Here is a 15,173-nt window from a genome sequence, read left to right as displayed (position 1 = left end):
GGACCACTCGGAACGGTAAACAGAAACGAACAGAGGCAGAGTACCATCGTGGTGATGGTATCCTGCCTTTTGTTTTGCGGAACCAAGGTCGCTTTATGCGAACTTGATCGCCACTTATATGGCGCATTGATGGCAATTGCTGCGTACGTGCGTACCGGGAGCCTGTACACCTCTGGCAAGGCGTAACACGCTAGACTTTGTTCCAAAGTCCGTATGCTAAGGGGGCAGGGCCCTTAGAATTCCTGTGGAGTGTGTACGCACGTACGCAGGAAAACAGCAAATTACGCTATATCAGGGCGTTCTTTCATTGGTGAGTATGGTATACACGGCTTAGTTCAACAAATAAGAATTTATATACTAAGGAGAATATTGATGGAAATGTTTTTATGTTCGCACTTTTCAAGTGTAGGAAGTCTGATAAAGGAAGAAATTGAAAATAAAAAAGTCGCATTTATTCCAACAGCTTCGCTGCGTGAAGGCTACACCGGTTATGTCGGCTCGGCTCGAAAATTATTCAAAAAGTTGGGAGCAATCGTAACTGAAATTGATATTTCAACGGAGGCTTATTCAACGATACAGTCTCTTTTTGAAGATGCGGATGTGATCTATTTTACCGGCGGAAATTCTTTTTTCCTTATAGACCAGCTCCGTAAAACGGGAACGGATGAGCTGCTGAAGAAAGAATTGGCAAAGGGAAAACTGATGATTGGTGAATCGGCAGGTGCGATTGTATGCGCTCCAAGCATCCAATATATCGAGCAAATGGATGAAAAGCCGGAGGACTACTCACAAGAAGATGATGCAGGGCTTAATTTGATTGAATTCTATGTTCTTCCGCATTTTCTTACAGCACCATTTAAGAAAGTTACCGAGAAAATAATAACTGAGTTTTCGGATTTGAATCTATGCCCAATTAACAATCGTCAGGGAATTGTAATTGATGGTGAAGGTTCAAAGGTTATTTGCAAAGACTAATTTAAACTTCCAGTTTGCTGCACTCGCTCCTAGCAGGGTTTGGGGCAGGAGGGGCGCAAGAGACGGGAGGGCCGTGTACGCGTTCCTGCGCGAGGACCGCGGGGAGGGACTGCCTGGGTACGGCACCTGTCAACTCGGTCTACGTCTTTGATGACCGGGTCGTACTCAATATCAACTTCACGGATCATGCCAAAACGGTCACCCGTGAGGAAGTGTTGGATTCGAGTGCTGTGGACAATGTTCCAGCATGCTGGGATCGAACTCGCTAGCCGGAATCACACGGTATCCGTGGCGCAGGAGCAGGTCGACAAAAACGCCGTTACCCGGTGTGAGCGTACCGCTGAACGTTCCGTCGTAGATACGGCCTACACCACACGAGGGGCTACGGTCCTGCAAGACGCACGCAGCGATCTGGGACGGGCCGCCCGCCTGCTCGCACATGTCGAGCGCGCGCTCTGCACCCAGGCGAAACTCGCGATCGACCGAGATGCCCTCGCAGGTACGGACCTCGCCGTCCACGATCTCGGAGGGATTGCGCGGCGTGGGCAGACCGCCAAAAACCTCGGGGCACACCAACAGAACCTCGGTTCCCGTGCGTTCGCACGCTTCGACCAGCTCGCGATGGTAGTTATCGAGCCCGTTATACTTGCAGCTCTCGCCCATCAAACAGGCACTTACCACGATCTTCATATACAACTCTCCCCACGCAAAACGCCCCATTTGAGTTTGACACTCAAATGGGGCGATTGACACTGCGCAACTAGTATTACTGCTGCTTTGGCATCAGCGGATTCTCGCGCGTAAGGAGATTCATAAACTCCTCGCCCGTGATGGTCTCCTTCTTGTACAGATAACGAGCCAGCTCATGAAGCTTGAACTTGTTCTCCTTCAGGATCTGCAGGGCGCGGTCGTGCGCATCCTCGATCAGCTTGGCGACAATCGCGTCCACGCGCTCGGCCGTACCGGGGGCGCAGGTGAGCGACGTGTCCTGGTTGAGGTACGCATTCTGGACGGTACCGAGCGCCATCATGCCAAACTCATCGGACATACCAAAGCGCGTCACCATGTTACGGGCGAGCTTGGTGGCCTGCTCGATATCGTTGGCCGCGCCGGTCGTCATCTCACCAAAGATGAGCTCCTCGGCGGCACGTCCACCGCAGTAGACAGCGAGCTTGTCCAGGACCTCCTGGCGTGTGGTCAGGAAGCGCTCATCCTCCTCGACCTGCATGGTGTAGCCCAGAGCACCGCTCGTACGCGGCACGATGGTGATCTTCGTGACCGGCGCAGAGCCCTTCTGGCGAGCGGCAACGATGGCATGGCCGATCTCGTGGTAAGAAACGACCTGTTTCTCGTGGTCGGACAGCACCGTAGACTTACGCTGCTGACCGGCGATGACGACCTCCACCGACTCCTCAAAATCGTCCTGCGTGGCACGCTTGCGACCCTCACGGACGGCTCGCAGGGCGCCCTCGTTGATGATGTTGGCCAGGTCGGCGCCCGAGGCTCCGGGCGTGGCGCGGGCAATCGCGGTCAGGTCGATCGGCGGCTGCGTCTTCACGCTCTTGGCATGCAACTCAAGAATGTTCTTACGGCCGGTCAGGTCGGGCAGCTCAACGGGGATGCGGCGGTCAAAACGACCGGGGCGCAGCAAGGCCGGGTCAAGGCTGTCGGGACGGTTGGTGGCAGCGAGGACGACGATGCCCTTGTGGTTATCGAAGCCGTCCATCTCGGTCAGCAACTGGTTAAGCGTCTGCTCGCGCTCGTCGTTGCCGCTAAAGCCGCCGCCGTCACGCTTTTTGCCGATGGTATCGATCTCGTCGATAAACACGATGCACGGGGCCTTTTCCTTGGCCTGCTTAAACAGGTCGCGCACCTTGGCGGCGCCGCGGCCGACAAACATCTCGACGAACTCAGAACCCGAAATGCTAAAGAACGGAACGCCCGCCTCGCCGGCAACGGCCTTGGCGAGCAGGGTCTTACCGGTTCCCGGAGGGCCAACAAGGAGGGCACCTCGCGGCAGCTTGGCGCCGATCTCCTCGTAACGCTGCGGCTTCTCCAGAAAGTCGACGACCTCCTTAAGGGATTCCTTGGCCTCTTCCTGGCCTGCAACATCCTTAAAGGTCACGCCCACATCTTTGGAAGCGATAACGCGAGCGCCGGACTTACCCAGCCCGCCGCCGCCAAAGCCACCGCCGCCAAAGTTCATCGACGGACCGTCATCGCCCATGGCCTTCTTCATACGGCGGTTGAGCCACCAACCGATGAGGAAGAAAATCGCCATGGGAAGGATGAGCGTGAGCAGGTAGTAGGTCATCAGACCCGAGTTTTTATCGGGAACGACCGACTCCAGGGACGCACCGGATTCAAGCACGCGATCGGTAAAACCCGCATCATTCGGCACACCGGTCGTCTTGTAGGCGATGTTCTCGTCCTCGCCCTTCTTGGTGTAATAAATCGAGTAATCGTCCGTGTTGTACTCGACCTTGTCGACACTCTTCTTATCGAGCGCTTTGACAAACGTCGAGTAATCGGTCTTCGTAATCTGCTGCGTGTGACCGATGTTGGGGAACAAAACGGTCGAGAGCACGAGGTAGACGACGAAGGCGATGAGCACGTAGAGGATCATATTCCTTCTACGTTTGTTGTCATCCATCTCCATCTGCTTGAACTCCATCTACTGGGGTTGATAATGTTTTCTAGAATACCCAACCCGGACGGCGATAAACCGACGCCGGGCACGAAAGGACAGAGATGGCATCACTGGAAGTCGGCAAGGTTCAAATCTATACGGGCGACGGCAAGGGCAAGACGACGGCTGCGCTGGGGCTCGCGCTGCGCGCCACGGGCTATGGACTTAACGTGCTCATACTTCAGTTTGCCAAGAAGCTGCACTGCGCCGAGCACGACGCCGCGCCGCGCCTGGGACTGCGCATTGTACAGGCCGATCGCGACACACCCGAGGCCTGCGCCGAGCAGATCATGGAGCTCGCACGCGAGCAGATATCACAGGTCGACGTTCTCATTCTGGACGAACTCGGCGAAGCGATGCGCCGCGGATTCGTGACGCGCGAGGATGTGGAGGGACTGATCGCGCTGAAGCCTGCCACCACGGAGCTCGTGCTCACCGGCCGCGGGCTGCTGCCTCTCGCGGACCTCGCCGACCTAGTCACCGAAATGCGCCCCGTCAAACACTACTTTGACGAAGGCCTCCTAGCCCGTCAAGGCATCGAATACTAATTGATCCAAAGGGGACGGAGGAAAACGGATCATCGACATCACGACGGAGAGAAATGATCCGTTTTCCTCCGCCCCCAAGGGATCATTTGGCGGTGGCGCGGCCGAGCCAGTTGCCGCTGTGGTGGTAAATGGTGAACATCGTGGCCGTGATGAGCCAGGTTACGGGGTAAACCAGCAGCAGGTGCTCAAGCGACGGATCGAAAGGCATAATCGCAAACACCCAGATCACCCTGAGCACGACAGTGCCAAAAATCGTGAGCAGCATGGGCTGCAAGCTCACGCCGGCACCGCGAATGGAGCCCGACGCGTTTTCGATAATCGAGAAGATCGCGTAGAACGGCGCGATGAAATGAAGAATCGTCGTGGTGTACGCCGAAATCGAAGCATCGTCGACAAACAGACGCGACAACGGACCCGAGAACACCAGCAGCACGGCAGACAGGCCACCAATGAGCATAAACGACAGCACGAGCGACGTATGGTAGCCCTTGCGCATGCGCTCATAGTTGCGCGCGCCAAAGTTCTGTGCCGAGAACGTGGTGATCGACACGCCGAGCGCCTCGGTAACCATCCAGACAATGCCATCTAAGCGGCCCGAAAGACCCCACGCCGTGGTGACATCGGCACCAAACGAGTTGACCGACACCTGAATCAAAACGTTGGAAATCGAATACGCAGCAGACTGAAAGCCAAGCGGCAGACCACACGAGATCATGCTCTTACAAATGCCAGGATCAATGCCGAGTTTGGACAGCGAAAGCCGCCACGCACCCGGTGCGTGCATCATGCGAATCACGATCATCGTGGCGTTAGAGCAAATGGTCAGTGCCACCGCGATACCGCAGCCCAGAGCCTCCATATGAAGCACGGCAACGAAGATGACATCCAGCACCGCATTAACAAGGCAGCCGGAAGCGATAATCACAGCAGGCCCGCGCGTGTCGCCCACGGCGCGCAGCAGTGCGGTTCCCATATTTAGCAGCAGCGCCGCAACCATGGCGGCAAAATAGCAACGAGCATATGCCACGCCCTCGGCCAACAGTTCATGCGGCGTGTTCATAAGCACCAGCATGGGCTCAACGAACACTATGCCAAGAATCGAGAAAACGATACCGCCCACCAACGCGAGCGTCATGGCCGTATGGACCGAACGACTCAGCCGCTCATCATCGTGCTGGCCAAAATACTGACCGGTAATGACCGCGCAGCCGGCGCCAACGCCAACGCAAAAGCCAATGCAGAGCTCGGTAAGCACCATCGTGGCTTGAATGCCACCCAGTGCGAGTTTGCCGCCAAACTGGCCGACGATATACGTACCGATGAGCGTGTAGGCCTGCTGAAAAAACGAACTAAAAAAGATGGGAACGCACAGCGAAAGCAGCTGCTGCCAAATAACACCCTGCGTTACATCGATAGCCGTAGATTTCTTAGCCACACGCCCTCCCCAAAAGCGCACGTCAACCGACAAAACAGCAAATTAAGGCCAACGCCAATACCAGCTTAGCACCGACCGGCGTCGACCGAAACACCCCGAATAAGAGCCCGGTGCGAACTATCTGCCTAGTGATACAGCCCCGGCTGGTAGTGGTACTCATTACTCACGTGCGGGCACAGCTGCCAAAAGGCGACGGCACTCGCCGCTGCCACGTTAAGCGAATCGACCCCGTGCGCCATCGGAATGCGCACGGCCCGGTCGCAGCCCGCGATAGTCTTGGCACCCAGGCCGGCACCCTCGGTACCCATAAAGATTGCCAGGCGGTCAATCTCCTGCAGCACGGGATCGTCCAGCGATACGGAATCGTCCGTCAATGCCATGGCAGCACAGGAAAAACCGGCTTCGTGCAGTACCGCCAGGCCATCGTGCGGCCACACACGCGCCTCGCTGCCAATGCGCGTCCACGGCACCTGAAACACCGTGCCCATGCTCACGCGGGCCGAGCGACGGTACAGCGGGTCGCAGCACGTAGGGCTGACCAAAATACCGTCAACGTTCAATGCGGCCGCCGAACGGAAAATCGCGCCCACATTGGTATGGTCGACAATGCCCTCGAGCACGCACACACGCACCGGACGCTCCCCCGCCGCCTCGACGACGCCGTCGAGAAACTCATCAACCGGAATCTGCCGCGGGCGACGAAACGCCGCGAGCGCACCGCGCGTCACGTTAAAGCCCGTCAATTGCTCCATGAGCTCCATGGAGGCAACGAACACAGGAACCGGACCTGCGCCCTCGCGCACAACCAGGCGCTCAAACAGCGGCATCATCTGATCGAGCCAGCGTTCGCCCAAAAGAAAGCTCAACGGCTGGTATCCGGCACGCACCGCGCGCTCGATAACCTTGGCACTCTCAGCGATAAAGATACCCTTTTGGGGCTCCAGCACGCAGCGAAGCTCGCGCTCGGTCAGTCGCACGTAGGCGTCGAGCCGCTCATCCGTAAGCGAATCGATTCGCAGAACCTCAACGGCATCAGTCATAGCAGCCAGCCCGCACCCTTCTTAACAGCACATCTATACCAAACGAGGCGACGCTAAGCGCCGCCCCATGCATTCAATCAACCCGATGATACCGTTCACGCCAGACGATTTACGCCTCAACGCGATGATACGTCACGAACTCATAATCGACGCCCTCGTCACCCTCACCGGCAGCAATCGTCGCGACCCCGCTACGCTGCGCAATCTCCCACGCGGGATCGGCGTCCAAGTCGGGAAAGTACGTATCCACGACATGCACGCAATGGTTATGCGTAACCTCGGCCTCGACGCAATGCGGCAAAAATTGTCGATATACCTCGCCGCCGCCAATCACCCACGCAACGGGTTCATCGGCCACGGCGGCCAGGGCCTCGTCAATGCTATGCACCACGTCGACGCCCCCGGGCGCAAAATCATCATCGCGCGTGAGCACAATGTTGCGGCGGTTCTTAAGCGGACGTCCGCCGGGAAAACTCAGTAGCGTCTTGCGCCCCATAATGACCGGGCAACCCTTGGTGCAGGCCACAAAATGGCGCATGTCGGCGCGATTGGACACCACCATGTCGCCCTCGCACCCAATGCCCCAGTCGTCACACACGGCGACGATAGCAGATAGCTTACACGTCATGAGCGCCACCTACACTGCAATGGGAATGTTCTTGACCTGCGGGCCGTGCTCGTAGCCCTCGACGATCAGGTCGTCAGTCGTAAACGCGTAGAAATCGTGCACGTCGGGATTAAGCGTTACCTTGGGCGCAGCAAACTGCGGACGCTCGATAAGCTCGCGGACGATATCGACATGACGATCGTAAATGTGGGCATCGGCAATCACATGCAGCAGCTCGCCGGGAATCATATCGACCGACTGCGCGACCATCATCAGCAAGATGGCGTACTGGCACACGTTCCAGTTGTTCGCGGCCAAAATGTCCTGGCTGCGCTGGTTGAGAATCATGTTGAGTGTGGGCTTGTCGTCCTGCGGGCGCTGCGTGACGTTATAGGTCACGCTGTACGCGCACGGATACAGGTGCATCTCGGACAAGTCGCTAAACACGTACGTGTTGGTCATGATGCGGCGGCTGTACGGCGTGTGCTTAAGGTCGTACAGCACACGGTCCATCTGGTCAAAGTCGCCCTCGGCATAATGGCTCTTCTGGCCAATCTGGTACCCGTATGCCTTGCCGATGGAACCGGTCTCGTCGGCCCACTCATCCCAAATATGGCTGTTGAGGTCATGGACGTTATTGGACTTCTTTTGATAGATCCACAAGATCTCGTCCATGGCAGATTTAAGCGCCGTGCGACGCAGCGTGAGCGCGGGGAACTCCTCGCGCAGGTCGTAACGTGCCGTAACGCCAAAGTTTTTAATGGTATAGGCAGGGGTGCCATCCTCCCACACCGGTCGGACCTTTTGCCCCTCGGTGGTGGTGCCATGGTCCAAAATATCGCGGCACATGGCTACAAACTGTTGATCAGCCTTGCTCATTGACCCTCCTGTCAGTCGCCTATAAGCGAGATTCATTGTAGCCCAGGCGCACGCGGCCCCACAGCCCAAACATAAGCCCTCACTTTCTGACATATGCCAGAAATACCTTGTGCAAATCCGCACGTTCGCTATTCTATTGTTGACATATGTCAGATTTGGAGAGCGTATGGCAGGAAGACGCGAAAAATTGCGCCGCGTTGGGATCATTCCCGAATATCGCGGCTTTACCCCCGACGGCCTTGCCAGCGGAGACGCCATCGACATGACAATCGACGAGCTCGAAGTCCTGCGGTTATGCGACCTGGAAGGCCTCAATCAGGAGGCAGTCGCCCAGCACATGGGTATCGCTCGTGCCACCGTGGCGGCCATCTGCAGCCGCGCACATCGCAAGGTGGCAAACGCGCTGGTCAATGGACGGGCACTCAGCATCGAAGGCGGCAGCATCGCGTACTCCCCCATTACCACGACGACGGCCGCATGGCCAGCAAAGGAGGTCGACGCCATGAGGGTGGCAACGACGTACGACAACGGCAACATCTTTATGCACTTTGGCCGCAGCGAGCAGTTCAAGATCTACGACATCCAGGATGACAAGGTGCTCAACGAGCAGGTCGTAGGCACCGGCGGCACCGGTCACGGCGCCCTGGCGGGTCTGCTTGCCAACGGTGGCGTTGACACGCTCATCTGCGGCGGTATCGGCGGCGGCGCCATCAACGCGCTCACCCAGGCTGGCATCACGGTCTATGCGGGCGCCCAGGGCAACTGCGACGCCTGCGTCGAGGCACTCATTGCCGGCACGCTCGCGCAGACCGGCGAGGCCACCTGCGACTGCCACGGCCATGACCACGAGCACACCCACGAGCATGGCGAGTCCTGCGGCTGCCACGGCCATCACGGCCATGATGGGCACGAGGGCTGCGGCTGCCACTAGCGGCGCGGCACCGCAAGCTCGGGGCGCGACGCTAAACGCAACCCAACAATCAAAGCCAACAACAAAGGCCACCCGGTAGCTTCCGAGTGGCCTTTGCCATATCAAGCTGGAATTACAGCCCTATTTCTTATTGCGCATCTGCGCTTCCATCTGGCGCAGCAGATCCATATCAGACTTGGGGCCGCCCGTTCCCAAGCCGCCCATACCGCCCAGACCCATGGCGTCCAGACCGGGAATATTGGGCATGCGCATCTTCTTGCCCTTCTTACCCTTTTTGCCCTTCTTGCCGCCGGCCTGCGCCTGATTGGCCATCGTGCGCATGCGGCCCATCATCTTGTTCATCTCGCCCCACTGCTTCATAAGGCTGTTGACCTCGGTGGGGGTCACGCCGGCACCCTTGGCGATGCGGGCGCGACGCTGACCGTTGATGATGGAGGGGCGTAGGCGCTCCTCCTTGGTCATCGACATGATGATGGCCTCGTTCTTATCGAAGATGCCCTCGTCCAGATTGCCGCCCATCTGGTTGAGCGCACGCTGGCCACCGGGGAGCATGCCCAGGATGCCCTTCATACCGCCCATCTTCTTGACGGCCTTCATCTGGTCGAGCATGTCGTTCATGGTGAAGCCCTCGCGCAGCATGCGCTCGGCAGCCTCGAGCTGCTCGGCATCGGCGGCCTCCTGGGCCTTCTCGATGATGCCGACGACGTCGCCCATGCCCAGAATGCGCTTGGCCATACGATCGGGATAGAACGGCTCCAGCGAATCGGGTTTCTCGCCCATGCTCACGAACTTGATGGGCTTACCGGTCACCTGGCGCACGGAAAGCGCGCCGCCGCCACGGGCATCGCCGTCGAGCTTGGAGATGATCACGCCGTCAAAGTCGGTTCGCTCGGCAAAGGTCGAGACGACGTTGACGATATCCTGGCCGGTCATGGCATCGACGACCATCAGCACCTGATCGGGCTTGACGGCCTTCTTGATGTACACGGCTTCCTGCATCATCTGTTCGTCGATCTGCAGACGACCGGCGGTATCGACGATGACCACGTCGCGCAGGTGGTCGACGGCCTCCTGAATGGCGCCCTTGGCGATGTCGACCGGGTGTGCACCGTCGCCGCGGAAGACCGGTACGCCGATCTCTCCGCCAAGCGTGGCCAGCTGGTCGGCAGCGGCGGGACGGTAGACGTCGCACGCGACGAGCAGCGGCGAGCGGCCCTGCTTCTTGAGCAGGTAGGCAAGCTTTACGGCCGCTGTGGTCTTACCGGAGCCCTGCAGGCCCACGAGCATGATGACATTGGGAATGCGGTTGCTAAAGACGAGCTTGCTCTCGGTGGAGCCGAGCATCTCGGTGAGCTCGTCGAGCACGATCTTGACGACATTTTGTGCCGGCGACAGCGACTCCATGACCTCGGCGGTCATGCAGCGCTCCTTGGTCTTGGCGACAAACTCCTTGACGACCTTAAAGTTGACGTCGGCCTCGAGCAGCGCCATGCGGATGTCGCGCATGGCCGAGGTGATATCGGCCTCGGTCAGCTTGCCCTTGCCGCGCAGGCGGTCAAATGTGTCGTTGAGGCGATCGCTCAGGGAATCAAACACTAGTCACTCCTTAGTTGGACTCGCCCACCAGGGCGCGGCAGAAATCTTTGGCATTGAACTCCTGCAGGTCATCGACCTGCTCGCCCACGCCCACGCGCAGGATCGGGAGCTTGAGCTTCTCGGCCACGGCCATGGCGATACCGCCCTTTGCCGTGCCGTCGAGCTTCGTCATGATAATACCGTCCAGACCCAGTGCCTCGTTAAACTCGAGCGCCTGGTTCAGACCGTTCTGGCCGGTGGCGGCATCGATCACGAGCACGACCGAGACGGGCATGGGGCCGGCGGCCATATTGGCGGCGCGCTTACGCGTCACGTTGACCACCTTGGCGAGCTCGCGCATGAGCTCGGGGCTCGTGTGCAGGCGGCCGGCGGTGTCGATAAGCACCAGGTCGCTGCCGCGTTTATCGGCCTCGTCGAGCACGTCGTAGCAAACGCTTGCCGGATCGGAGCCGCGATCGCGCTTGATGACGGGGACGCCGGCACGCTGGCCCCACACATCGAGCTGCTCGATGGCGGCAGCGCGGAAGGTATCGGCCGAACCGATCACGACATTCTTGCCGCGGGCAGCCATGGCGCTCGCGATCTTACCGACCGTCGTGGTCTTGCCGGCACCGTTAATGCCTACAAACAGCACGCAGCTCGGCGTGTCGGAGAACGGATCGCGCTCGATGGGCACAAAGTGTTGCTCGAGCTGCTCGGCCAGGGCACGGCGAAGCTGCGGAGCGGTCTTGAGGTTCTTCTTGGCCGCGGCATCGCGCAGGTCATCGGAGACCTGAATGGCGACCTCAGCACCCATGTCACCCATAACGAGGGTGTCCTCAAGGTCCTCCCAAAAGTCCTCGTCGACCTCGCCGCCAAAGTAGAAGACCTCGTTGAGGGTCTCGCGGCTGCGCTCAAGTCCGCGCGAGAGAGCGTCAAAGAATCCCATTATGCATTCACGACCTTTCCGGTTTCGCGATCGAGTTTTTGCGAGACGACGCGGCTGACGCCGTCGGCTTGCATCGAGACGCCATAGAGAACGTCAGCGTCCTCCATAGTACGGCGCTGATGCGAAATGACCAAGAGCTGTGTATCGGAACGCAGCACATCGAGGGCTCCGATGAGCTTGGACAGGTTGGCATCATCAAGCGCCGCCTCGACCTCGTCCAGCACATAGAACGGCACCGTGCGCGTGCGGTACACGGCAAAGAGCAGGGCGAGCGCCGTCAGACTCTTCTCGCCACCCGACATGAGCATCATCTTGGTAATGCGCTTGCCGCGCGGCTGCGCCACAACCTCAATGCCCGTCTCGGCAGGATGCTCGGGATCGGTCATCTCAAGATGAGCCTGGCCACCCGGGAACAGCATGGCGAAGATCTCGCGGAAGTTCGCGTCGACCTTCTCAAACGTCACCAAAAACGCCTTGCGCATCTTGCGATCAATGGCCACCGTGATCTTGGTGAGCGCCTTGCGCGCGCTCTCCAGATCGGCTAGCTGTTCCTCGATGTAGTCGGCGCGGCGCTTGAGCTGCTCGTACTCCTCCATGGCAACCTGGTTCACGGGGCCCAGATTGTTGATCTGGCGCACAAGCTGGTTGAGTTCGCGCTCGGCGGCATCGCGGTCCATGGGCGCCGGAAGCATGAGCGCTTCCTCGAGCACCGTCGTGCCATCGGCGGTAATGGCCTTGATGGCAGCCTCGACCTGCACCTCGAGCTTGCCACGCGCGACCTTGAACTCGTTTTGCGTGGCGAAGGCGGTATCGACTCGCTCCTTAGCGCGGGCAACCTCTGCTTTGGCATCCTCGATGGTCTTCTTGAGCGAAGCGGAGTCCGCCTCTTCCAGAGAGGCCTGGTCACGCAGGCGCGCTGCCCAATCCGACGCGCGTTCCAACAGGGCAGAATAGCGTTCGTGCATGGGGTCGACGCGCAGGCGCAGCAGCTCGAGCGAACGCGAAGCCTGGCGTGTTCCGCGGATACGACGGTCGATACCCTCCAGACGATGCTCCAGATCGGGCACACGGCCCTTCAGCGAACGCAGGCGCTCACTCGTCTGGGCGAGACGCACCTTGGCATCGGCGAGCTTACCGGCGGCCTCGGAATCGTCACGGCGCACGCGATCGAGCTCGTCGTTGGCCTCGGCAATCTGGAGACCCAGGTCGCTTGCCTGAGCACGGGCCTCGTCGCGCGAACGGGTGAGCTCGTCAACGCGCGGGCGCGCAGCGCGAACGGCCTCGGCGGCCTGCTCGCGGCGCTTGGAGATGCGCACGCGCTCGACCTCGGCATTGTTGGTGCTTTGCTCCAAGCGGCCAATCTCGGAGAGCAGCGAGCGGCGCTCGCCCTCAAGACGGGCGATCTCGCCGGCGGCGTCACCCTCGGCGGCACGCGCCTCCTCGACGGCCGCATTGGCCTCGACGACCTGATCCGAAACATGCTCAAACACGGCAGCGAGATCGGGCTCCAGGCCTTCCAGCTCGCGGATACGACGCTTGCGCTCCAGAGCGCCCGAAGCCTCGCCGGCATCGAGTCCAACGCGCACCAGGCCGCCACAGCTCACGCGGGCGCCATCGGGAGTCACATAGGTCACGCCGTCAACGACAGGCGCAGCCAGCGCGGCAGCCAAGTCATCGACCACGTAATAGCCGCCGAGCAGGGCCTCGACAACCGGGCCATACCCGGAGCGCACGGACAGGCGGTCGACCAGACGCGAGCCGGCAGCGCCCTTGGGAGCAGCCCAGCCGCTCGCGCCGCGCGCCACCAGCAGCGCCTCGCCCGAGGCCTTCTTTTGGTCCAGAGCCGCACGACTGGCGCGCTCAAGCGTAGCGGCGTCATCAAATAGCAGGGCATCGATATCGCCGGCAAGCAGCTGCTCAACCAGACCCTCAAGCTCGCGAGGGGCCTCGAGCACGTCGCCCAGACGACCCGAGACATCATCGCCCAACGCGCCCATCAGACGGCTCACCAGCGGCGAACTGTCGGCCATGCGGGCATCGAGCTTCTTTTGGCTCGCGAGCTCAGAGCGAACCTCGGACAGTTTGTTGCGCGCCTCGCTCTCGCGATTACGCAAGTCCTTAAGGGCCGCACGAGCGACCTCAGTGGCCTCGCGCGCATCTATCTGGGCTTGGCGGGCCTGATCGAGTGCGCCTTCGAGCTCCTCAGCACGGTTGCGGCGGCTCTCAAGCGATGCCGTGACCTCCTCGAGCTGCTCATCGATCTGCTCCAGGCGCGAGGCATACATGTTGTCCTCGACCTCGGCGTTGCTCAGCGAGTCCTTCACCTTGGCGAGCTCAAGCGCAGCATTATCGGCAACGCGCTGCACATCGCGCTGCTCGCGCGTAAGCTGCGAAATCTGCACATCAAGCGCCACGCGGCGCTCGTGAAGCTCGGCGGCGGCAGGGCCGGCGGCGTCGACGTCGTCCTGGGCCTGCATGTGCGCACCGGTCACTTCCTCGAGCTGGGCACGCGCATCCTCGAGCTCCTCGACCACACGCCGGCGCTGATGCTCGGAGCTCGAGATCTGGCCGCGCATGTCTGACAGGCGCGACACCATGTTGTGGCCCTTTTCCTCGAGCAGGCGCATATCGGAGTTAATGCGACCGACCACGTCTTGCATATGGCGGCGCTGCTCGCCCAAGTCGCCCACAAACAGGCCCTTTTCCTCGAGCATGACCTGGAGCTTCTCGAGCTCGCGCTCTTTTTCACCCAAGCGGTATTGCGCGAGCTCAAGCTCGGCAGCGCCCTCCTTGGAGCGGCTCTCCAGGTCGTTCCACTGCGACTGCAGCGAACGAAGCTCGTCGACGGCCAGCATCTGTGTAAGCTCGTTCGCGCGCGAGGACAGCTCTTTGTACTTGCGCGCGCGATCGACCTGACGCTCCAGCGGCCGCAGCTGACGGGCGATCTCCTTGTTGATGTCGCGAGCACGAGTCAGGTGCTCGTCCATCGATTTAATCTTTTTAAGCGCACGCTCCTTGCGACGCTTGTGCTTGGAGATGCCGGCGGCCTCCTCAATGAGGGCACGGCGCTCCTCGGGGCGGCTCTGCAAAATGGCATCGAGCTTGCCCTGGCTGATGATGGAATGCGTATCCTTGCCCAGTCCCGAATCGTGCAGGATATCCTGGATGTCCATCAGGCGGCACGGGCTCGAATTGATGAGGTACTCACTCTCACCCGAACGATACATGCGGCGGGTGATAGCCACCTCGTCAAAGTCGACGGGAAGCATATGGTCCGAGTTATCGAGCACCAGCGTGACCTCGGCCACACCCACCGGCTTGCGCGCCGACGAGCCCGAGAAGATGACGTCTTCCATGGCCTGGCCGCGCAGCTGCTTGGCGCTCTGCTCGCCCAGGACCCACAGAATCGAGTCGGAGATGTTCGATTTTCCCGAGCCGTTGGGACCGACGATGACGGTTAGGCCCGGCTCAAACGTCATGTGGGCGCGGTCGGCAAACGACTTGAACCCCTTGAGCGTGAGGGACTTGAGATACACGGTTCCTCG

General features: G+C 59.9%; 12 protein-coding genes. 3 read left to right on the top strand and 9 right to left on the bottom strand.

Going from position 1 to position 15,173, the window contains the following annotated elements:
* The first annotated feature begins 372 nt into the window (after nucleotides 1–372).
* A complete protein-coding gene (locus tag GXM19_RS02205; RefSeq protein ID WP_006234007.1) occupies nucleotides 373–975 on the top strand; it encodes a Type 1 glutamine amidotransferase-like domain-containing protein in 603 nt (200 codons plus the stop codon).
* Between the two features lie 198 nt (nucleotides 976–1,173).
* On the opposite strand, the gene GXM19_RS02200 is transcribed toward GXM19_RS02205, so the two are convergent.
* A complete protein-coding gene (locus GXM19_RS02200) occupies nucleotides 1,174–1,665 on the bottom strand; it encodes a 2-thiouracil desulfurase family protein (RefSeq protein ID WP_050766074.1) in 492 nt (163 codons plus the stop codon).
* A gap of 76 nt (nucleotides 1,666–1,741) precedes the next feature.
* On the bottom strand, nucleotides 1,742–3,634 hold the full coding sequence (ftsH, locus tag GXM19_RS02195; protein ID WP_172544932.1) for an ATP-dependent zinc metalloprotease FtsH: 1,893 nt from the start codon (nucleotides 3,632–3,634) through the stop codon (nucleotides 1,742–1,744).
* A 92-nt stretch (nucleotides 3,635–3,726) separates the two neighbouring features.
* Here ftsH and GXM19_RS02190 point away from each other — a divergent pair, with 92 nt between their 5' ends.
* Nucleotides 3,727–4,212, top strand: coding sequence for a cob(I)yrinic acid a,c-diamide adenosyltransferase (locus tag GXM19_RS02190; RefSeq protein ID WP_006234012.1), 486 nt, complete (start codon nucleotides 3,727–3,729; stop codon nucleotides 4,210–4,212).
* A gap of 82 nt (nucleotides 4,213–4,294) precedes the next feature.
* Here the strand turns inward: GXM19_RS02190 and GXM19_RS02185 are convergent, their stop codons facing one another.
* From GXM19_RS02185 to thyA, 4 genes are all read right to left on the bottom strand, one after another.
* Nucleotides 4,295–5,647 (bottom strand): MATE family efflux transporter, encoded by a 1,353-nt coding sequence (locus GXM19_RS02185; protein WP_040358157.1) that lies wholly within the window; start codon nucleotides 5,645–5,647, stop codon nucleotides 4,295–4,297.
* A gap of 125 nt (nucleotides 5,648–5,772) precedes the next feature.
* Nucleotides 5,773–6,687, bottom strand: coding sequence for a TrmH family RNA methyltransferase (locus tag GXM19_RS02180; protein WP_006234015.1), 915 nt, complete (start codon nucleotides 6,685–6,687; stop codon nucleotides 5,773–5,775).
* 109 nt (nucleotides 6,688–6,796) lie between these two features.
* Nucleotides 6,797–7,315 carry a dihydrofolate reductase gene (locus GXM19_RS02175; protein WP_006234016.1) on the bottom strand — a complete coding sequence of 173 codons (519 nt, stop codon included), beginning with the start codon at nucleotides 7,313–7,315 and terminating at the stop codon, nucleotides 6,797–6,799.
* Nucleotides 7,316–7,324: 9 nt separating this feature from the next.
* Nucleotides 7,325–8,173, bottom strand: coding sequence for a thymidylate synthase (thyA, locus tag GXM19_RS02170; RefSeq protein WP_006234017.1), 849 nt, complete (start codon nucleotides 8,171–8,173; stop codon nucleotides 7,325–7,327).
* A 166-nt stretch (nucleotides 8,174–8,339) separates the two neighbouring features.
* On the opposite strand from thyA, the gene GXM19_RS02165 reads away from it, so the two are divergent.
* Entirely contained in the window at nucleotides 8,340–9,104 is a 765-nt protein-coding gene (locus tag GXM19_RS02165) for a NifB/NifX family molybdenum-iron cluster-binding protein (protein WP_006234018.1), read from the top strand.
* Between the two features lie 120 nt (nucleotides 9,105–9,224).
* On the opposite strand, the gene ffh is transcribed toward GXM19_RS02165, so the two are convergent.
* From ffh to smc, 3 genes are read right to left on the bottom strand one after another with little or no spacing between them, the layout of a single operon-like run.
* Nucleotides 9,225–10,700 carry a signal recognition particle protein gene (gene ffh / locus GXM19_RS02160; RefSeq protein WP_040358161.1) on the bottom strand — a complete coding sequence of 492 codons (1,476 nt, stop codon included), beginning with the start codon at nucleotides 10,698–10,700 and terminating at the stop codon, nucleotides 9,225–9,227.
* 10 nt (nucleotides 10,701–10,710) lie between these two features.
* Nucleotides 10,711–11,628 (bottom strand): signal recognition particle-docking protein FtsY, encoded by a 918-nt coding sequence (ftsY, locus tag GXM19_RS02155; RefSeq protein ID WP_006234020.1) that lies wholly within the window; start codon nucleotides 11,626–11,628, stop codon nucleotides 10,711–10,713.
* On the bottom strand, nucleotides 11,628–15,164 hold the full coding sequence (smc, locus tag GXM19_RS02150) for a chromosome segregation protein SMC (protein ID WP_040358163.1): 3,537 nt from the start codon (nucleotides 15,162–15,164) through the stop codon (nucleotides 11,628–11,630). The genes ftsY and smc overlap by 1 nt, the downstream gene beginning before the upstream one ends.
* Nucleotides 15,165–15,173 lie beyond the last annotated feature (9 nt).

Origin of the sequence: Collinsella aerofaciens ATCC 25986 (genome assembly GCF_010509075.1) — a bacterium.
Lineage (GTDB): Bacteria > Actinomycetota > Coriobacteriia > Coriobacteriales > Coriobacteriaceae > Collinsella > Collinsella aerofaciens.
The sequence above is the reverse complement of the archived record's forward strand: the minus strand, read 5'-3'. Positions and strand labels throughout refer to the sequence as shown.